At 46.4% G+C, this 20769-nt stretch carries 22 protein-coding genes; 16 read left to right on the top strand and 6 right to left on the bottom strand.

The features are described from left to right. The first annotated feature begins 146 nt into the window (after positions 1-146). The 7 genes from E1919_RS00685 (at position 147) to E1919_RS00715 (ending at position 5213) form a co-directional block, all read left to right on the top strand. Positions 147-362: a histidine triad (HIT) protein gene (locus tag E1919_RS00685; RefSeq protein ID WP_162051432.1), complete on the top strand. Its 216-nt coding sequence runs from the start codon at positions 147-149 to the stop codon at positions 360-362. A gap of 75 nt (positions 363-437) precedes the next feature. Next, complete coding sequence (locus tag E1919_RS00690) at positions 438-959, top strand: hypothetical protein (RefSeq protein WP_162051433.1); 522 nt, start codon at positions 438-440, stop codon at positions 957-959. A 134-nt stretch (positions 960-1093) separates the two neighbouring features. After that, positions 1094-1591 carry a hypothetical protein gene (locus E1919_RS00695; protein ID WP_162051434.1) on the top strand — a complete coding sequence of 166 codons (498 nt, stop codon included), beginning with the start codon at positions 1094-1096 and terminating at the stop codon, positions 1589-1591. An 83-nt stretch (positions 1592-1674) separates the two neighbouring features. Then, positions 1675-2409: a hypothetical protein gene (locus E1919_RS00700; RefSeq protein WP_162051435.1), complete on the top strand. Its 735-nt coding sequence runs from the start codon at positions 1675-1677 to the stop codon at positions 2407-2409. 72 nt (positions 2410-2481) lie between these two features. Beyond that, complete coding sequence (locus E1919_RS00705; RefSeq protein WP_162051436.1) at positions 2482-3033, top strand: hypothetical protein; 552 nt, start codon at positions 2482-2484, stop codon at positions 3031-3033. A gap of 128 nt (positions 3034-3161) precedes the next feature. After that, positions 3162-4127, top strand: coding sequence for a TlpA family protein disulfide reductase (locus E1919_RS00710; protein WP_162051437.1), 966 nt, complete (start codon positions 3162-3164; stop codon positions 4125-4127). A 603-nt stretch (positions 4128-4730) separates the two neighbouring features. After that, complete coding sequence (locus E1919_RS00715; protein ID WP_162051438.1) at positions 4731-5213, top strand: hypothetical protein; 483 nt, start codon at positions 4731-4733, stop codon at positions 5211-5213. Positions 5214-5468: 255 nt separating this feature from the next. On the opposite strand, the gene E1919_RS00720 is transcribed toward E1919_RS00715, so the two are convergent. The 5 genes from E1919_RS00720 to E1919_RS00740 are packed head-to-tail and all read right to left on the bottom strand — an operon-like array spanning position 5469 to position 8551. Then, a complete protein-coding gene (locus tag E1919_RS00720; RefSeq protein WP_162051439.1) occupies positions 5469-5963 on the bottom strand; it encodes an SRPBCC family protein in 495 nt (164 codons plus the stop codon). Between the two features lie 9 nt (positions 5964-5972). Then, positions 5973-6389, bottom strand: a complete 417-nt coding sequence (locus tag E1919_RS00725) for a DUF2569 family protein (protein WP_162051440.1) — start codon at positions 6387-6389, stop codon at positions 5973-5975. A 5-nt stretch (positions 6390-6394) separates the two neighbouring features. Next, entirely contained in the window at positions 6395-6946 is a 552-nt protein-coding gene (locus E1919_RS00730) for a hypothetical protein (protein ID WP_162051441.1), read from the bottom strand. 19 nt (positions 6947-6965) lie between these two features. Next, on the bottom strand, positions 6966-7649 hold the full coding sequence (locus tag E1919_RS00735) for a DUF4166 domain-containing protein (RefSeq protein ID WP_162051442.1): 684 nt from the start codon (positions 7647-7649) through the stop codon (positions 6966-6968). Continuing rightward, entirely contained in the window at positions 7646-8551 is a 906-nt protein-coding gene (locus E1919_RS00740) for a DoxX-like family protein (protein ID WP_162051443.1), read from the bottom strand. Before E1919_RS00740 ends, E1919_RS00735 begins: the two co-directional genes overlap by 4 nt. A 277-nt stretch (positions 8552-8828) precedes the next feature. Here E1919_RS00740 and E1919_RS00745 point away from each other — a divergent pair, with 277 nt between their 5' ends. The 7 genes from E1919_RS00745 (at position 8829) to arsB (ending at position 15014) form a co-directional block, all read left to right on the top strand. Continuing rightward, the gene (locus tag E1919_RS00745) at positions 8829-9725 is read left to right on the top strand and encodes a hypothetical protein (RefSeq protein ID WP_162051444.1); all 897 of its coding nucleotides are present in this window, start codon (positions 8829-8831) and stop codon (positions 9723-9725) included. 52 nt (positions 9726-9777) lie between these two features. Further along, positions 9778-10188, top strand: coding sequence for a hypothetical protein (locus E1919_RS00750; protein ID WP_162051445.1), 411 nt, complete (start codon positions 9778-9780; stop codon positions 10186-10188). 103 nt (positions 10189-10291) lie between these two features. After that, positions 10292-11497: a tetratricopeptide repeat protein gene (locus E1919_RS00755; protein WP_162051446.1), complete on the top strand. Its 1206-nt coding sequence runs from the start codon at positions 10292-10294 to the stop codon at positions 11495-11497. A 799-nt stretch (positions 11498-12296) separates the two neighbouring features. Next, entirely contained in the window at positions 12297-12629 is a 333-nt protein-coding gene (locus E1919_RS00760) for an ArsR/SmtB family transcription factor (RefSeq protein WP_162051447.1), read from the top strand. 18 nt (positions 12630-12647) lie between these two features. Next, positions 12648-13103, top strand: coding sequence for a DUF6428 family protein (locus E1919_RS00765; protein WP_162051448.1), 456 nt, complete (start codon positions 12648-12650; stop codon positions 13101-13103). A gap of 36 nt (positions 13104-13139) precedes the next feature. After that, the gene (locus tag E1919_RS00770) at positions 13140-13916 is read left to right on the top strand and encodes a metallophosphoesterase family protein (protein WP_162051449.1); all 777 of its coding nucleotides are present in this window, start codon (positions 13140-13142) and stop codon (positions 13914-13916) included. A 12-nt stretch (positions 13917-13928) separates the two neighbouring features. After that, a complete protein-coding gene (gene arsB, locus E1919_RS00775) occupies positions 13929-15014 on the top strand; it encodes an ACR3 family arsenite efflux transporter (protein ID WP_162051450.1) in 1086 nt (361 codons plus the stop codon). A 184-nt stretch (positions 15015-15198) separates the two neighbouring features. On the opposite strand, the gene E1919_RS00780 is transcribed toward arsB, so the two are convergent. Beyond that, complete coding sequence (locus E1919_RS00780; RefSeq protein ID WP_162051451.1) at positions 15199-16395, bottom strand: Pycsar system effector family protein; 1197 nt, start codon at positions 16393-16395, stop codon at positions 15199-15201. Positions 16396-16749: 354 nt separating this feature from the next. Here E1919_RS00780 and E1919_RS00785 point away from each other — a divergent pair, with 354 nt between their 5' ends. Further along, entirely contained in the window at positions 16750-16920 is a 171-nt protein-coding gene (locus E1919_RS00785; protein WP_162051452.1) for a hypothetical protein, read from the top strand. Beyond that, the gene (locus tag E1919_RS00790; RefSeq protein WP_162051453.1) at positions 16917-20741 is read left to right on the top strand and encodes a BamA/TamA family outer membrane protein; all 3825 of its coding nucleotides are present in this window, start codon (positions 16917-16919) and stop codon (positions 20739-20741) included. The genes E1919_RS00785 and E1919_RS00790 overlap by 4 nt, the downstream gene beginning before the upstream one ends. Positions 20742-20769 lie beyond the last annotated feature (28 nt).

Consider the following 20769-nt stretch of genomic DNA (forward strand, 5'->3'; position numbering starts at 1 on the left):
GAAACACCATCAGGGGATAGGGAGACAGATTCCGGTGGAGGTATACAAACAGCAGGCGGCCTGATTGGGAGAGGACTTAGGGAAAAATCAACTTAAAAACAGTGCTTGGTGGTCCTACAAACAGGGAGTACTATAGTCGGACAGGTATGATAATGGAAGGGTTTGGTGTAGACCATGTTCATACTAAATTGTTCCCTATGCATGGAACAGGTGATATGAAGAGCTGGAAGCCTATACATTCAAGCAACAAGAAGTTCTTTGATACTTATGAAGGTTATATATCTTCCCACGACTTTGAGAGAGCTGACGACAAGGAATTGGCAATGGTAGCGGAGCTAATAAGGAAAAATAAAATTGCATAACCCAGCACATGAGTAAAGCTACGGCTGCGCCTGGCTCACCTCATGTACCAGTTCCGTTAGTGGTAATTGTGAATTATGAAAAGATATAAAGTCGTAGTACTACTAATGTTGCTTTCCTGCCAACCTAAACCAGAACAGACAGCTTCAGAAGGGCTGATAGAAGAAGAGTATAGATTCTATGACTTTGATTTTGAACTTACAAAGTACTTTTCTCCGCTTGGTGTTTCAGAAAAGTTTATCCTTAAAAACTACGGAGCAAATTCAAGCGAAGCTTTCAAGGAAAACAACCTATACTATATCAGGTATGCAGACCAAGAGAAAGGACAAATGCTTGCTAAGCCTGATACGGTAGTGTCTGAATTGAATAAAGCGGAATTAGATTCTCTTTATGCAATTGCTTCCAGCTATATGAAGTTAAAGCACTCAGTTAACGTTGCTCCTTATAGGATTCCGCCACCACCAGTAGCTGATTCTGAATGGGAACGTGCTGAAATCACACTTGATTTAGGCTTTTTTGGAGACAAACATTCTGTAAGTACTGAACGGTTCAGCACTTTGTATCAGTATTTAATAAAACTGAAAAACAAAAACCACTAACCCAGCACAGGCTTCAGTTTCGGCTACGCCTCACCATAGCCTGTACAAACCCGTTACATGCAATTCTAAGAATTAAAAAACTCCCAATCCTTCTAATATTTCTTGGTTCCTGTGTGGTGAAAGAGAGCATCAGAATGGAGGCAACGGACTTCGGCTCTTTCTCCATTGACCTGCCAACTGAATGGAAGGTTAATGAAGTGCAAGGGATTGACTCTTACATCTGGGAAATAGTCACAGGCAACGGAGATACCATCTACTTCGACTATGGATATTACTCAAACTCATTAGAAGAAGAGAGTGTGAGAATGTATCCAAACAATATGATTCCGTGGTTCCTGGAAAGGGAAATTGATACCACGGGAATGGTGTTCCTTGACAAAGAGACAATAACAGAGTCAGACAGAGAAAAGTATAGAAAGCAAATAGCGGTTCAAGATACGATTGATGGATTTACGGCTAAAATAGTAGAACCAAAAGTCGCTGGAAATGGATTGACAGGAGTTTACTTCGATAGCTTAGGTGAAGGCAGCTTAGGAAAAATCATGTTGCAGATTTCAGGCATTGACTTAGCGCCTGTGAACAACGATTTATTCCTTAAATCAATTAGAACCATCAAAATAAAGAAAGAATAACAGCATGTAACAAAGTGCAGCCCGTATGTTTGGCTTCGCTTCGCACATCGACTATACATGTTCCTTAGCCAGAATTTGAAAGTATGAGAACACTTCTTCCTTTATTGATAGCCTTAAGCTTTGGCTGTACCAGTAAAGCTTCTGAACCTGTTATGGAAGTAGAAGCAGAATCAACAGAAACTATAGAGGAAGAAAAGAAGGATGTAAAAGCTTCTCTTTATACTCTTGAAGCTGCTATAAGATTAGACTTTGAAAAGGCTAAGAAGAATAATCCAGAAGCATTCACCGCTGACACATCGAATTACAGAAAAGAGAACGGAATCTTAAGTTTAAAAATAAAGGATGAGTGGAAGTTACTTGCATCTTTCAGAGATACCCTGAATGCACCTGAATCTGATGATACAGAAATTAGGGAGTACAAATATTTGGGGCAATTGAAGCCTATCAATAAGTATGTTGTTGAAGGATACTTCTGGGAGTTCTACGAGTGCTATTTAGTGGATAAAGTAACAGGGAAAGTTGATACCACCTGGACCAGTCCATCTCTTTCACCAGACAGTAAATTATTAGCCAGTTTGTCTCTACCTTACGGATTGGAAGGCTTGCCAAACGGAATACAGATTTTCAAAGTTGAGAATGGCGGTGAGCAAATCGCAAAATACTTCGAGATAAATCAGGATGAGTGGTCGCCTTATGAATCCTACTGGGAGTCTGTTGATTCAATTATCATCAAAATACTTCCCATTAATAGGATATCAGAAATCAACGGTATTCCGAAGGAAGAAGACTTCTCATATTTAAGGTTAAGAATAAAGTAAAATTTTGGCTAACCCTGCACATAAACTATGCTCAGTTACGCCACATCATAGCGAAGCAGCAATCTTTAATCAATGAACAAGCTCTTGCAGAATAAGCTTGAGAAGCAAAAGAGAGAAAGCATCACGAGAAGAACTTCTTGGGCTGTTCTGTTTGGCTATTTGATTGGGGGCATGTCGGCTTTATATGCAGGACATCAATACAACAAGACGTTTATCGACTATAAGATACCCATACTTATTGCTGTCATATCAGGTGTTATCTTCAGCCTGCCTACAAACAAATACTTGAAAGAGTATAGTGGTAAAAAGTTTAGGTACTCTGGGCATCTGTTCTGGTCAATCTTGACCTTTGGCGGGTTTATTACTGGACTTCTCTTTTTGATTAACAGCGTCTTTGGAGAGGAACAGACAGAGGCATCAAAAAAGCCAATCGTGGACGTTACTCATGTAAGCAGGAGTGGCTCCGTGTATGCTGAAATTAAATTTAAAGATTACTCAAAAGACATCAGGTTTGACAGTGATGAAGAACGACAAGTTAAGGCTGCAAACTACGTGATTCTTACCACACAAGAAGGGTTGTTTGGGTATAGCATCATAAAGGAAATTAAACTGAGCAAAGAATAAAAGCTGCTAACAAAGTTCAGCCTTAACCCTTGCTATGCTTCGGGCTTCGGCTGCACGAGTAACGTTGTGAAACATAAAGCAATTAAAAATAAAAAAAAGCATATTTAACAATCAACTCCCTTGCTCCCATGAAAATAAATATAGAACTGGTAGTGCTTGGCATTTTATATATGCTGCTGGGTGCCTTTATCATTGTTAAAACAGACGAAAGGTCCTTTCTTATGCTGCTTTATACTTCATGCTTATTTATAAGCATGGGAGTCATATTTTTTGGGAATCTGTACTTCTTTTACTCTCTTTTTCGCAAGGGCCGAAGAAAAAGCTTCTTACTGCTGAATCTTGCACTTCTTATAATTACCTACTGCATATCGGCTTTTCTATTTGCTTCTTGGATGGCTGATGTATATAACATTGAGTTACTGATATCTCATTTAATACATCCCACCGTTCTTAAGGAAAATTTACCACTCTTAGTATTTGTTATATTTTTTAGCTTTGTCTACTCCACTATAAAGCAGTTGGTCCTCAATCGGAAATTCATCTTACTAATAAAAATCACCATTTACTCTTTCGCAATACTTTTTATTACAGGAGCCGCTTTTTTTATCAAACATCAAATTGACTTGAGCTATAGAGGAGACGAGGAGACATTGTTTATAGACAATCAATACAGTAGTCTAAATGAAATTGTACAGCTTCCGCAGTTCCGAAACAAGGTAGTATATGTTGATTTATGGTATAGTTCCTGTGCTCCCTGTATCAAAGAGTTTCAGCACCTGGCTAATTTAAAAGCTCAACTGAAGGGAAAGGATATAGCATATCTGTATTTGGCACGGGAGACCAGCCATCCGAACAGTAGGCAGCGCTGGAAGAACACCATCAAAAAATATAGCCTCCAGGGCTGGCATGTGTATATGAGCAAGCAGTTGGAAGAGCAAGTCTGGACTACCATTTTAGAAAATCAACAAGAAAAAGTTACCGCTGCTTATCCACGATACTTGCTTATAGATAAAAGTGGTGGGTTTGTTTCTTTCGATGCTAACAGGCCCAGTAGCGGGAGGGATATAGTAGCACAAATTGAAGCGATATTATAATACTCTTAGTAGTTCTTTAAAAGCTACGTCTCACAACACTACCTATAGTGCATAAACCCACCATAGCAAAGCCGTTATGGGCAATAAAAATTACGTAAGAAAAGGATGAAAGCATTAAATGTGATATTCTATCACGTGTACAATTGCTATTATAAGGACGGAAACTACACAAATGATATTCCTCACTTAACGGCTTTTGGTTTAGTAGGCTCCTCGTTGACCATGTCCTTTTTGGCAGTTTTTGCTCTGTTCAACAGCATAATAAACAACTCAAGATTGTCTGTGGGAATAAGCTTTGCCATAGTAATTGCAGGTCTGCTTCTGTTCTTTTTCCTGTTTCTTTTTAATTCTCGGTACGATAGAATATACAACGAGATAAACGGGTCTAAACTGGATAATCTGTTTATGAAAATAGTAGCTTGGGGAGTTGTAGTGATGGGTTTCGTATCTGTTGGGCTTTATTCTTATATCTTCAATCAACCAAAGTGATAGAAACATCTACAAGAAGAGAAAGAATTAAAGTCCATAACAAGGTGCATAATTTAGGCTTCGGCTTCGCCTCCCACATATTATAGCCCAGTACGTTAGCATAAATTTATAAGAATGAGAATCAAGGTAACTCAAGAGCTGAATAAAGAATATTACAATGAATATTACTCTGAATGGCTTGAGTTCAGGAGCAAGTTTAAGAAATGGGAAAACCTAATTGGATTTACAAGCATAATTGCTTCACTCATTATTTATTTTGTTGACAAATCCCTAACGTTTATTTCAGTTGGGCTTTTAGTGTTCGGAACTCTAATGGTTTATGATTTTTACTCCTCAAAATCAAAGTGGCTTAAAGGACGGCTGAATAGTAAAATGGCGGACACTGAAGTAACTCTGATTTTTGAAGAAGATAAAATACAAACAATCGGACCCTTCACCGAAACGAATGGGAAATGGAGCTTCTTCAGTGATGCTGTTGAGACAGAGAAAGGACTTATCCTTATACCTGAAAATGGAATCAGTATTTATCTACAGAAAAAATCATTTGAAGAAAAAGCAGATGTTGTAGCAATAGTTAGAAAAATAAAGAAAAACTAATGCTTCGTTGGGTACGGAGTGCCCACAATGAAGCCGTGGTTGCACCAGACCGATTTGCCTACACTATATATAATGGGTTTTTCGTTTTCCTGAAATATTCCCACGTTGCATAGAGCTACCTAATCTTACTATCATAGCTTGTATTATTTTACCACCTGAACACACCTTACTTGAAGTCAGCTAACATGAAAGGCAAATTGTCAGCAGGTATATTTTTAGTATTGTCAATGTTGCCAATAAATACTCAACAGGAAATCAACCTTTAATCATCCTGTCAATCTTCACCACATTCCTCCACTGACCTGACTCAGCATACTGCTTTATCACCCTGTCTCTTTCAGCCAATAAGCGTGTCATATAACTTTTCAAAAATACTTTGTCAGCCAACTTTCCCACTAACCCGAGAGGGGAGGTGTAGTTAAAAACATCCAGCATCAGTGTGCCATCATTAACTTGCTTAAAATGGTGTTCATGCCTGAACCGTTTGAAGGCTCCGCTTACCATTTCGTCAACAAAGAAATGAGGTCTGTCATACTCCGTGATTTTGCTTGTCAGGTGCTGCCACACGCCCAGGTGTTTCGCTCTCCATGTAACAGTTTCTCCAAACTCTATTAAACCAGCAGTAACACCAGCAACGGCTCTTTCACCAGTGTGCTTAGTGGAGATGGTATGGAGGTCGATGCTGCGGGATAGGTCTAAGCACACCTCTAAAGGAGCTTTGACAGTGGTTTCGATAGAGATGATGGGCATGAGGCTGTGCTAACTTGTGAAAACTTTCTTTACCCTTACTGAGCGTGTTAAATATGGGATAGGAAGCACACATATGGTTACAACTTTTACCAAAGAGAAGTAGTCAATCTTCTCGGGCGAGTTGAAGGTATAGATTAGGGTGAAGTACAACATGTGGAGCAAGTTCAGCAGCAAGAAAAAGATGAAGAGCAGGGGAGTCCATCTTTTTCTGGTGAAAAAACTCAACGTTGCAGAAAGAGCTATAAAAAGTGCCAGAGCAGCATAGACTGTATATAGGAAATCATTGGCTTTAAAATTTTGAACTAACCCCAGTGCTGCCTTGGCACCGTTAAAGACAATGATGATTAACAGGAGCCAGAGCCAGAAGCCATAGCCTTGCCTTTCACTTTCATCTTCATAGGCATTCTCGTTTAGAATTCTCTTCATCTCGTTTAAGCCATGCTGCTTTGTATTTCCTCCCTTACAACCTGATACTCCCGTTCATTGATAACGTCAAGCTCCTTCAGCCATGCAAACTTACTCAGCTCCGCCTGCGGATTGTTGTCATAGTTAATAGGCAGGTAGTTGTATTGCAGATAATTGTTCCTGTGCTTATAAATAGCATTCACGATTTCGTCATGCTGCTCATCTTGCAGGATGAACATGTTTATGTCACCAGCCGTTTTTATCACTGTAAAAGCAGCCTTAGACCTGTAATAGAGGTAGTAGAAGATAGGGCAGGCGAGCATGAACAGCCAAGCCCACAGTTTGGTGCCGTAGAAGATGTTGATTGCCAGGAACAGTGCCCCGACAACGCCAGTATAGATGGCGTTGTTCTTGAAGGTTTTGTTGCTTTCGTAGAACTCGTACTGATCGTTGAGGATGTTTTCGTATGGCACCTTCTCTGTCCTGTTGGTGGTCTCGTCCTTGATTTTGTAGACGATGCCGCTTTCCCCGATCTCAACGGAGATGCTGTTCTTGTTCTTCTTTTGGTAATAGGTCATGAGTATATTGTTGTTGATTTTAATCTCGGACTTCCTCCCGCACTGGCTTCACATCTTTGGGTATATCTGCTTCTGACCTCACGGGAATGTACTCAGCTTCGAAAGCGCCTCTATACCGAAAGAGCATGCCCCAAGTCTTGTTTCTGACCTCCACCGATATCTTGAAACGTTCCTCCTCTTCGTCATACCATTCACAAACCTCTGCGTAGCCAGAGAGTAGCATCGGAAACTTGAAGCCGATGATGCCCTCGTAGAACCGTTGCTCGCCTGACCGCAGCCTGAGTCCTCCGTTCTCAGCGACAGAGAACTCTATGTCCACGGCAAGGTGCTGGTGGGTACCCAGGTAGTCCACCACTTTCTGACGCTTGTCACTGTATACCATCGTGGCATCAAACCTTCTCACTTTATCGGGGAACTGGTACTTCCGCACCCATGTCACTGTTTGCCTTCCGAACCTGTCTAAGTAGGCATAGTTCTCTATCGTGAAAGGGATGTTCTTGCCCTTCTGCGGGAACATGATGTTGCGCCACGTGCCGATGTAGAGGAAGGGGAGGGTGTATAGGTTGCCGTAGCTCACCTCTTGCATGATACCCCTGCCGATGGAAGCGATCCTGTCCTTACTGCTGAACCCGAAGCGTTTCTGAATCTGCGGGTGGAGCTTCTCGAAGTCATTGCCCAATGCTTTCTGGTAGATGGATGTCATTTCCGCTGTTTGGTTATACAGTTTGAGGCTCTTGGAATATATTTTAAGTTGGCGATGGCTATCAAAGACAGCCCGATCATGGCGATGTTCAGGGAGAATGGATTGAAGGGCTGTGTAAAGACAGTAGCATTGCTGAACAAGGCACCCAATCCAAGAAGGAGCAGGGCTGCGATATTAAGGTAATGCACCAGCCTCCTGTGAAAGAAGAGCAGCACCAGCCCCCATACCACTTCGCCTATACCGATTCCTGTTAGCAGAGTTTCTTCGATCCCAGAGAACAAGCCAGATTGCCGCAGGATCTCTAATTCCCCTGTGTCTGTGAACAGCAGCTTCGGCACAATGCCCTGATAGAGCCAGATAACAGACAGCACGATGGCGGTGAGCAGTACCGTTGTCTGTGATAGGAGAGCCTGCTTAGGGTGGACACTCCTTTCAATCCAATTTTTGAGGCAGTCAAAGCTCCATGCTGTTGCCCATACCATCATCGGTCGGAAGACAAACTTATCAACAACTCTCCCCAAGCTTCCCCATCGGGTATCGTAGTCGTATCCTGTGTAAAATTTTACCCCGTTTGTCTCTGGCTTGTATTTCCAGTAGCCCGAGCCTTTCCTGATCAGGGAGATGCTGCTTTCTGAGGAAAACTTCAAAACAGAGGTGCTTTCCCCGTTGTCCTTGGTCTTGGTCGCTACGCTTTCCCCGACACCGCTGACGCTGATGCCAAAGCCGACTCTGGTAGAGTAGAGGAACTGTTGGGGATCGTCCGCCTCCCTTTTTGGATGGTACCTGATCTCGGAAAACCTCAGATCCCACTGCTCGTGCATCTGTGGTTCCTGCGTGTGTGACCATAGGGTATCGAGATCGCAAGAGATCAATGTTTCGATATAGAGTGGTTTCCGATTCACCTTAGCCTGTTTTCAAGTCACTTTGTATGGTCGAATATAGGAAAACAATAATAATCTAACATCCTGGCTCTAACATATCTTGCCACACCCGAATTCGCATCCTGCTCCATCACCCTGTCTCTCGAAGGCAGCAGTGAAGCAGACACAAATGAAAATTATCTTTTCCGTTTATATATTTTGACATATATAGTATCTTAACGAGGATTTAGAGGAGGCACGCTGGCGGTAGTGGTGTATCCTTGGCAACTTATTTTTAAAGCATAGAAAACAGACAAACATGAAAAGAGTTACTTTACTCGCAGCATTCCTTCTGGCTTTCCTCTCGGGAGTGAAGGCAAATGACTTGAACAATGACTTGGTTGAGCTGGCTAAGATCTACCGAAACTTCATGTTTCGAAACAGTCCGACAGAAAGCACCTATGCTCAGCTGAAGGGGATAAAATCAGCAGAGCTTGCCAGTTCTGCCAAGTTCATCAAAGAAACCATCACCAGTAAAAACAGGCTTGCCGAAACTGAATTCCTGAAATTGCCTGACGAGGAAACGCTAAAGTATGTCTATATCATCAAGCTCATAAACTGGAATATTCGGGAAGAGAAGCCCCGTGACAACGTGGAGCTTATCTCTGAACTGACTGAAAAGGAGGTGCCACGCTACGAGCTGATCGACAGCTACTATGACATGCTGTTCAGCGGTATCGGAAACAAGAACCAGCCCTTTGACCTCTCAGGCATCAATTTCAGCACGAGTGAGTACGACTTTCGGGATGATACGGAAAAAGGCATCTTCTTCCTCAAAGCGATGAACCTGTGCGGTACGGTGATATGGGGCTACATGAACGTTGTGAATCCCCAAAACCATAAGGCAGCGCTTGAAAACATAGAAAAGTATCCCAGGTTCAACGGGCAGCCTTACTACCAGTACCTTGATTTCGGCTTCCCTGACTTTGAGATGGAAATAGAGGAAGGCAAGGGAGTGGGAAGCTACAAAGCCTACTACATCAACAAATATTATGACACACTGTTGTCCCACCTGGCAATCCTGAGCCAAAAGAAGAAAGACAGGGAACGCAGGACAGACTTAATATTAGGCTCCATTCTGAAGGAGAAGAATTATTACAGGTACTCCAAGAAAAAGAATGAACTGGAAGCCCTGTTCACGACAGTTGAAAGGTGAAAATAGATAGACTAAATGCTACGCAAATCAACTGTTAAAGCATTCGAATACAATGGAATCATCTTGTCAAATCGAGCCAAACGACAAAAAAGGCTACATAAAAGAACTGGGAAATATTCTGGTCAGAGAATACGGAAAGAAACGGTTCTATAAGCCAGAAGAAGTGAAAAAAGCCCACAGACAGAGCAAATGGTCTTACATGGACTTCTCGTGCTGGGGTATGAGTGTCTTTTCTTCGCATGAAGATTTTGATGCCCACCACCAGGAAGCGGGGGAATCATGCGACTATGTTGGGATGAAATCAGAGATGCTGGGAGGTTTGTCAATGGCAGAGAGTGGATCATGGATAGATATTCCTGACCTTGACATAGACGCATCGTGGCTTGATTTCGGGGAGGCTATTGGCGGTGTATTAGGAGGCATAGGCGAGTTACTTGCTGGTGTGGGTGACGCTTTATCTTAAAGGCAAGTAATGGATGTTCTCGAAAGAACATCTGAACAAATAATCTTCTTTGTTTGCTGCGAATTTTAGCGATAGTATAACGGAATGATAAGACTTTGGAGAAATGGATGATGTATCGGTTGTATTCCTGGTGTTGGCGTTTCTGGTTGTGATTACCAGACCACTCACAAGTCTCTTCCACGAGCTTGGACACGCCATACCAGCCATTTTGCTTACAGGGCACAAGGTGTCAGTATACATCGGTTCTTACGGTGACACAAGAAGAGGTGTAAGGCTCAGCCTGGGGCTGTTAGAGATCTGGTTCAGGTATAACTTCTTTTCATGGCGTCTTGGGCTTTGTGTGCCGTCTGCTAAAGACGTGTCTGTCAACAAACAGATCATATACATACTTGCAGGACCTATTGCTTCTTCTGTAATCGCAGTTACTGCCTGCTATTTTACATTTGCGCTTGATCTGCATGGAGCAGTAAAGCTCATTCTAATTGTGTTTCTCGGTTGCTCACTGGTTGACTTAATAGTTAATCTTGTCCCCAGCAGCACTCCCATCGCCCTTGCTGATGGAAGTAAAACCTACAATGACGGCTACAAGTTGATGCAGCTATTAAATCGCAGAAGTTTGCCGAAAGAATATTTCGATGCCGTGGATACGTACAATAGGGAAGATTATAAAACGGCAGCAGAACTCTTTGTTAGCTTAATTTCAAAGGGGCTATATGACGAGAGCGTGTACAGGCTCGCCATTTCCGCATACGTTCAACAGGGCGAATACCAAGCCGCTACAAGGCTGATTGAGCAGTTTGCTACTATGTATGAGATGAACTCCGATGATAGTGGAAGTGCAGGGCTATCATACTCGCAACTCGGCATGTATGAAAAGGGGATAAAATACTATGAAAAGTCACTTCAGCTTGATCCACATAACAAGTATACGCTCAACAACATGGGCTATACTCTCAACTTGCTTGGAAGGTATGAGGAGGCAATTGTGCTATTTGACAGGGCGGTTGAGGTGGACAATTTGTTCGCAAACCCTTACAATAACCGTGGCTTGGCAAAAATTAAGTCTGGAATGGAAGCGGACGGGTTGTTGGATATAGAGCGCTCCTTTGAGCTGGATGGGGAAAGCTCATACGGGTATCTGAACTTGGGCATCTACCATCTTGACAGGAACGAGTATGCTGAAGCTTTGCTCCTTTTTCAAAAGGCGAAACAACTGGATGAAAAAACATATATGATTGACGAGCTAATTTGGGAGTCTCAATCTCTTGTTGGAGGTAATTCAAAAGTAGATACTCCTGAAAAGCTCTAAGCAACAAACCTTCGCTGGTGCCTTGACAAAGGTTTCGGTGGACGTAAGACGCTTGTAAATCGGCTAAGACCGTTGAGGATGTTCCACTCAAGCATGTAGCACATATATATGCTTTATCATGTTAAAACGAACAGAATAGTTTTAACAAGTTTTAACAATGCAAAATAGGAGGGTGGTATGTTGCTGATTAACAAGTGATTACAGTTCAACGGATAGAATAGAAACTTCTATTCTATCCGTTGAACTACAAGGCCTTATGTGTCAAATGTTTGTTTGATTTTTTATGCTTCAATTTTACCCGTTTTGAGCAAAATATTTTACGCAGTATTTTACACCGTTCGTTGCTGAAATACAGTTGAATCTCTATATTGAACGCTTCGGAGGCAAATATACGACAATGGGGACAACGTACAAAGCAGTACTGCGGGTAAAGATGAAAAGAGACACCGTAGGAAGTATTTATATCCTTTGGGAACTTTGTACACCAAGAGCAAATACCACAGTTTAAAGATAAAAGTTCCGGGCAACCAGACCGGCACTCGAGGTGATGGAGAAGTGGGGAAACGATGGCATCGATGCGCTGGACGCGAAAGAGCCGGTGGTGGAAGCTACTGGCGCAGCTTCGTGTGATGGTACCTGCTCAGTATGACCGGATAAACAGCTGTTTGTAAACAAGATAAGGGAGGCGGTGCGGAAAGTGCTGCCTCCTTTAGTTTCTCCTGTTAGATGCAGAAAAATCAGAGAGAACTTTTTTTGGATGAAATTTAATCGTAATATTGCAATCATACGATAAGAGAGAATGGGACTGACCAAGACCGAGTTTTTTACAGAGAGCCAGAACAAGACAGCCATGCTGTTGAAGGCATTGGGGCACCCGGCAAGGGTGGCGATTATCGAGCACCTGCTCAAAGTGAGGACTTGCATTTGCGGAGACCTGGTGAACGAACTGCCCCTGGCGCAGGCAACTGTCTCGCAGCACCTGAAAGAACTTAAAAGCGCAGGCATCATTAAGGGGAGCGTGGAAGGGGCGGCTGTCTGCTACTGCCTGGACGAAAGCGCCTTTGAGGTCTTAGCTGCTTATTTCTCTGGTGTAATTTCTGGCGTCAAAAGCCAGAAATCAAACTGTTGTTAAACATTAAATATCAATACCATGAAACTATCAGAAGTTAAGAGCATCCTGCAAACAGCCGAGACGGTGCGTTTCGAATTGGAGAACGGAACCAAGGTTCCGGAGAACTTCCACGTCACGGAGATAGGCGTGGTTACCAAAAACTTCATTGACTGCGGTGGTACTGTGCGAAACGAGAAGGTCGCCAACTTCCAGCTTTGGAACGCCAACGACTTCGACCATAGGCTGAAGCCGCAGAAGCTGCTGGACATCATCGCCCTGGCCGAGAAAGCTCTGGGCATGGAGGACCTGGAAATAGAAGTGGAGTACCAGAACCAGACCATCGGCAGGTACGACCTCGGCTTTGAAGGCAAAAGCTTTGTGCTGCTGGCCAAGACAACCAACTGCCTTGCGCCAGACAAGTGCGGCATTCCGCTGGAACAACTTCAGGTAATTGCCATAGGCAACGCCTGCACGCCCGGTGGCGGCTGCTGCTAAAGTATAAACTGGCATCAACTACATATATAACACAAGATGAGTAAGATAGCACTGTTCAGCGACATACACGCCAACCTCCCTGCCCTGGAGGCTTTTTTTGCCGATGTGGATTCCCGGAAGCCTGATTTCATTTACTGCCTCGGGGACCTGGTGGGGTACAACATCTGGCCAAATGAGGTGGTGGACGAAATCAGGAAACGTAACATTCCCACCATTGCGGGTAACTATGACTTCGGCATCGGCAGAATGAGCAACGAATGCGGCTGCGCCTATAAGACCGATCAGGAGAAGTCGAACGGCTCCGTCTCCATCTCCTTCACCAACCAAATCATGAAGCCAGAGCAGCGCCAGTACCTCCGAACGCTGCCCGCCCACATCCGGGTGGAGTATCAGCTAAACGAGGACAAACTGAACCTGCTGCTCGTGCACGGAAGCCCGCGGAAGATAAACGAGTACCTCTTCGAGGACAGGGACGAGAAGAGCCTGCTGCGCATTATGAAGGATGCCGATGCCGACATCATGTGCTTCGGGCACACACACAGGCCCTACCACCGAATATTGGACGCAGGCGAGGAAGGACAGCCTTATTTCCGCCATGCGATCAACATCGGCTCGGTGGGCAAGCCCAAGGACGGGGACAACCGGGGGGGCTACGTGATGCTAACGATAAACGACAACAGTTCCGTGCTCGACAGGGATAGCGTGCAGGTGGAATTCATCCGCTTCAAGTATGACTTCGAGAAGGCGGCCAGAGCCGTTGAGGAAAGCATCCTGCCCAACGACTATGCCGAGAACCTGCGAAAAGGCTGCTAAAAAACACAAGATATGAGCGCTACTAACTGTGCCCCTACACACCAGCGGAAGAAGCTGCGGTTCTTTGACCGCTACCTGACCCTCTGGATATTCCTCGCCATGTTTGTGGGCGTGGCTATCGGATACTTCCTGCCTGAGTCCTCCAGTTTCATCAACTCCCTGTCCAGCGGAACAACGAATGTTCCATTGGCCATTGGACTCATCCTGATGATGTACCCGCCTTTGGCGAAGGTGCGCTATGAGAAGATGGGGGAGGTGTTCAGGAACGTCAAGATTCTGAGCATGTCACTGCTGCTCAACTGGGTTATCGGTCCGCTGCTGATGTTCTTTCTGGCGATACTCTTCTTCCGTGACCAGCCCGAATACATGGTGGGGCTGATACTCATCGGCATCGCCCGCTGCATCGCCATGGTGATGGTGTGGAACGAACTGGCGGAGGGCAACCGGGAGTATGCAGCAGGGCTGGTAGCGCTCAATAGCATCTTTCAGATTTTCTTCTACAGCCTGTATGCCTACCTTTTCATATCGGTGCTGCCGCCCTACTTTGGCGTAGTGAGTTCCGAGATAAACATCACCATAGGCCAGATTGCGGAGAGCGTGCTAATATACCTCGGTATCCCTTTCTTCGCGGGTGTCCTGAGCCGCTACGGGCTGATAAGCTGGAAGGGGCTGGACTGGTTCAACAACAAGTATATCCCCTTTATCTCGCCTATCACGCTCATTGCGCTGCTGTTCACTATCGTGCTGATGTTTAGCCTGAAAGGGGAGCTGATAGTGCAAATCCCGTTTGACGTAGTGAGGATTGCCATTCCGCTGGTGCTGTACTTCACCATCATGTTCGTCATCAGCTTCATCCTGGGCAAAGTGCTGGGCGCTGATTACTCCAAGAACACGGCTATTTCCTTTACCGCCACGGGCAACAACTTCGAACTGGCCATTGCCGTTGCCATCGGTATCTTCGGCATCAATTCCGGGCAGGCCTTCGCAGGCGTGATTGGCCCGCTGGTGGAGGTACCTGCGCTGATACTGCTGGTGAACGTGGCTTTCTGGTTCAAGCGGAAATGGTATGGGAAGGAGGAGGAACTTGTCACCTCGTAGGAACTAATCTAACTTAATACACGAGCCGCTCTATCCTTAGGGCGGCTCGTGTTGTTTTAGGGGCAAAACCTATCCGTCACAGTTTGTGAAAAGAGTGAAAGATGACAACCGTCATTCCTTCAAATAGAGTTTCCCGTACTTAGCAAGGTAAACCCAAAGCGTTCAAACATATTGCTGTGCGGTGTTAGTAGGTGGCAAAGGCAATGCCAAAGCCGATCACAGTCAGCACGAGCCCCACCATAAAAACAGTGTAGGAGATGCGCAGGATTCGATACTTTCTGCTCAGCACGTCGCCGAGGAAATAAATGTCGGTAATCATGTTGTTATAAAGGGACTTCTTGTCGCGCATAATATCGTGCATGCCGTCCTGGAAACCTTCGAGGGGTAATTTGCTGAAGTTTCCGAAGAAGAGTAAGCTGACGTTGCGTGTGTTCACCTTCTTCTTTCTTCTTTTAATATTAAAGCTGGTTACCTCGGGCTGCGCTGAGATAATGGCAAAAACCAAAGACCCCAGGGTGGTGAGCAGCAGCAGGCTTATAGGTATGATGATGGTGCGGTGCTTGGCAAACTCTGTCCCTATGATAGCAGACTGGGCGCTGACGTACGTAATGACAATAGAAAGGATAATGGCGTTAAGGCTGATCATCATGTTGGCTTTGTTATCGGCCATGGCGCTGAGGTCGAGATGCGTGCGATAGGTGCTCCGGAACATGGTCTCGATGCCCCGCTTGGGCTGTGCCAGCGTATCGCGCTGCTTCTTGTCATTTTTCTTCTTTTTCTTGTCTTCCTGGTTTAGGTGCTCACGCTGCTCCTGTATATTCAGGCCGAGCTGCGCTGCAAACATATGCTGGGCCTCATTAGTGTGCAGGCTGGTCGAGAGCAGGAAATCCATCTGAAACTGTGCCCACTCCCTGTCAGAGAAAAATTTGTCCAGGAAAATCTCCCACTCCACGCGCAGCAGCTCGGCCGTGGCTGCGAAGGTAGGTTTTCCTATGTTCGATAAGTCGGCATCTACTAACAGCTCCTGCAACAGGCCCTGCGGCTGCACGTCGTGTTTGGTGGCCATTATCATGCTTTCAATCCGCTTAATGCGATCTTCCGGGTAGTCGTGCTCTGTCAGCCACTCCCTCGCGAAACGGACGCTCTCCTCTTCATGGCCCTGGTACTCCTCCACATAGCCTGTGTCATGAAACCAGGCCGCCAATGTCAGGTCCTGCATGTCCGCAGTGTCTATGTTGCTTCTTTGCCCGAGGTCCTGTGCCACAGATACCACTTCGAGGGTATGCCGGTAGTTGTGGTATACCAGTTTCTTCGAAAGTCTTTCTTTGAATAAGTTAAAAACAAACTCGTTGGCTTGCTTAATGAGTTTAGGTTCTTCCATAAAAGTTTTTGCTTCTGTATTGGGCATTATGGTTGCGGAAGGCAAGTTACTAAGCCCAACGGCTTTTATGAGCGTGTTCTGATTTTGTTCTGAAAGCGCGCACTTGCAAATCAAGGAACATTATCAAACCAGGCCCCCTAGGAGCATGCTGCATATTCAAACGCACAATTGTTTGCGGTTACGGTAAAAAAGCGCTTTTGGTTAGTTAACGGGCATTTAATACAGGAGTTAGCGGGAGGTCGGGAGCAACAACCAAAAACAGCCTCTTTCGTTTATAAATGTCAGTCCTGCTGCCCCAATGGTACCCCATTTACAGACGGATGAGGCCAGGGACCCGCAGCTATAGAACCTACTATGCCGTACCCAACCTCCTCCTTTATACAGCGCCTGCTAACCGTGTGGTGCACGGATTTTAGGATAAAAGGCTATATTGTCTCCAGCGCTGTGGCAACAGTTCCACCAGGCGTAAAGGCTACAGGCGATTTGCCTTACCTGCAGGGCGTGTTATATCTCAGTAACCTATGATCCAAAATCTACTAAAGTGGCAGGGACCACGGTTCCGCCTTTTTTGGCAGGTCGTATTAGGCCTTACCCTTTCTGCCTGTGTTTCCAACAAAGCATACTATAGCCGCGATGCACTGGATTGGGAGCAGTCTGTTCCAGATCCGGAAAATAAGTTGCTGTACACGGTTTTTCTGATTGGCGATGTGGGTGCCCCTGACCTGGAAGGAGAGCCTTCACTGCTGTTAATGCGAAAGCAGATGGAGGAGGCTGGTGCCCAAAGTGCCACCATCTTTCTAGGGGACAACGTGTACCACAACGGACTGCCGGAGCCCGGTGCCTACGACCGCGAATTGTCCGAGGCCCGCCTGAACGCACAACTGGACATCCTGAAAGGATATGCCGGGGAAAAGTACATGATTCCGGGTAACCATGACTGGAACCACAGTGGCCGCGGGGGCATTGAGTACATCCTGCGGGAGCAGCGCTATGTGAACGAGTACCTCACAGACGAAAACATTGTGGTGGGTGGCGATTTCTTTGTGCCCGGCAACGGTTGCCCCGGTCCCTATGAAGTAAAGCTAAGCGACGACCTGGTGTTGATTGCCATAGACTCAGAGTGGTGGCTGCACCCTTTCGACAGGCCGTATGGCGACAACACGCATTGCGGTGCTGCCACCGAGGTGGACTTCCTGGTGCAACTTGAAGACATTATAGAAAAGAACAGCGGCAGCGACATTTTAGTAGTGGGCCACCACCCCCTGATGAGCAGGGGAGCGCACGGCGGGTTCTTCTCGTTGAAGGACCACATCTTCCCGCTGACCATGCTGCGCAACTGGATGTACCTTCCATTGCCTGTCATTGGCTCTATTTACCCCTTTGCCAGAAAGTACGGCGGCATTCTGCAGGACATACCGCACCCCCGTTACCAGGCTTATATCAAAGGCCTGCTGGATATTTTCGACAAATACGATAACATTACTTACGCTGCCGGCCACGAGCACGCCCTTGAGTACTTCAAGCACAACGAGGTGCCTCTTATTGTGAGCGGGTCCGGCTGCAAAGTGCAGTATATAAAGCCTGGAGGCAATGTAACGTATGTGGAAAAAGTGAAAGGTTTTGCCAAAACCCTGTACTATGAGAACGGAGAAGTATGGGTAGAATACTGGGCGCCGGACGGTGACGGTGCCACGGGCCATGTCACCTATCGTGCACCCCTTTATGCCAAGCAGTCCCGGAAAGAAGCACCTCTCGTAGAAGATGTCACCAACTATGCCGACAGTACCATAACAGTGGCTGCCAACAGGCAGTACACCGCCTCCGGGCTGCGCAAGACCCTGCTGGGCGAGCACTACCGCAAAGAATGGGCCGCCCCGGTAGAAGTGCCCCTGCTGGATATGAAGAACCAGTTCGGCGGCCTGACGCCTTACCAGAAAGGCGGAGGCAAGCAGACTGCCTCGCTGAAGGTCCGCAACCCTGATGCCAAAGAGTACACGCTACGCACTATCGACAAGAACCCAACGAAGGCGCTGCCGGAATACCTCCAGGAGACAGCGGCGCGCAGCTTACTCCAAGACCAGATATCAGCGCAGCATCCTTATGGGGCACTGGCTGTGGCACCGCTATCCAATGCCGCAGGCGTGTACCATACAAACCCGGAACTGGTGTACATCCCCAATACGCCATACCTGCGCCAGTACATTGATGAATTCGGGAATACGCTGGCTTTGCTGGAAGAAGATGCCGATGAAAACCATGAGGAAACGGCAAGCCTGGGCTACGCCGAAAACCTGGTAGGCACAGAGAAAGTGCTGGACGAACTGGAAGACGACAACGATAATGAGGTAGACCAGCAGGAATACGTCCGTGCCCGCCTGCTCGACATGCTTATCGGCGACTGGGACCGGCACGAAGGACAGTGGCGCTGGGTGGAAGAAGAGAAGCCCGACAAAGGCAACTTGTATACCCCAGTGCCGGAAGACCGTGACATGGCTTTTTTTAAGGCCGATGGCTTCCTGCCCTGGCTGGCTACGCGCCAGTGGGGTATCCGCAACGTGCAGAACTTCGGCTACGACTATACCGATATCGTAGGCCTTAACCTGAGCGCACTCACCCTCGACCGTACCTTTACCTCCCGACCTAGCCGGCAGGATTGGATCCGGCTGGCACAGGACATTAAAGCCAGCGTAACAGACGAGGTAATAGAAGAAGCAGTGAACCAGTGGCCCGATACCATCCGGGCGCTCTCCGGCCCTGAGGTGGTGGCTAAACTGAAGTCCCGGCGAGACAAACTGCCACAGGCAGCCGAGGCATACTATGACTTTCTGGTGCAGTATGTAGATATATCAGGCAGCGACAAGCATGAGCGCTTCGTGGTAAACCGCCTGAACGATGAGCAGGTGGAAGTAACAGGGTATAAAATATCGAAGGAGGGCGAAGTGCTGGAGCAAATTTATAACCGCACTTTCTTCACAAACGAAACAAAAGAGATACGCATCTACGGCAGAGACGGGGAGGATGAGTTTGAGGTGATAGGCGATGTTGATAAAAGTATTCTGGTGCGTATTATTGGGGGAGGCGACGAAGACGAAATTGTGGATAGGTCCAGTGTGCGCGGCCTCCGGAAGCATACGGTTGTTTATGATGCCGAGGCAGGGAATGAGTTTGTGTTTAGCGAGGAGACCAAAGACAAAACAGAGGAGGACCCTGATGCCGTTACCCGCTACGACCGCGATAACTTTAAGCTGCCGTACCTCGGACCAAGGCTGTCTGTAGCGTATAACGTAGACGATGGGCTTTTCCTGGGCCCTGGCTTGCTGTGGCGCACGCAAAAGTTCCGGAAATCCCCCTATGCCGCAGAGCATCTGCTAGAGGCTAACTACGCCTTCCAAACCAGGTCCTTCAACATACGCTATACCGGTGATGTACGGCTGGTGCTGGGGAATTGGAGCCTAGCGCTGAACGGCTCCCTGCAGGGACCGCAGTACCAGCGGAACTTTTATGGCTTCGGTAATGAGACAGAGCAGGAGTCTGACCTGGACGACAGTTATTATCGTGTCCGTTTTAAACGGCTGGCTTTGAATGCATCCCTTTACAAAGACCTCACTGCTTTCCTGAAAGCAGGTATAGGTCCTACGTATGATCGCTTTCAGGTGGTGACCCCGGACAACGGGGAGAACTTTCTGCTGAGCGAAGCGCGTGCAGGCAGGCTTGAATCCGGCACATACGATCCGGAGGGAGGAAATTTTAATGTGCAGCATTATGCCGGAGCCACAGCGTTCCTTAACCTGGACGTTATAGGGGCGGGCAGCAGTACAGATGCGAACCCGCGCATCGGCATGCGCTTCTATAACCGCATCAGTTACCTGCACGAACTCAACGGAGAACGACTGAACTTTACCAATGTAAGCTCTGAGTTCAGGTTCTACATCAGCCCTAACTTTCCGCTACAGCTTACATGGGCAGGAAGAGTAGGAGGGGCGCACAACTTCGGCGATTTCCGGTTTTACCAGGCGAATACGTTGGGAGGGACTTCTAACCTGCGCGGTTACCGCCGCACGCGCTTCGCTGGCCGCAGCAGCCTGTATGCCAATGCCGAGGCACGCATACAGCTATTTGACTTTAACCTGTACCTGACTCCCGGCAAACTGGGCATGTTAGGTTTGTTTGATGCTGGCCGGGTCTATTATGATGGCGGTAGCAGAGGTTCGTTTTTCCGTAGCATGCATACGGGGTATGGTGGTGGCCTTTGGGTTGATTTTCTTAACCGTACTGTACTTACGTTCTCGTATGCGGTAGGGGAAGACGATAAACTCTTTATGCTGAACTACGGCTTCTTTTTTTAACAGAAAAGAGGAAAAGGAGTATAAGGGA

Source organism: Pontibacter pamirensis (assembly GCF_010015475.1).
In the GTDB taxonomy this organism is placed as follows: Bacteria; Bacteroidota; Bacteroidia; order Cytophagales; family Hymenobacteraceae; genus Pontibacter; species Pontibacter pamirensis.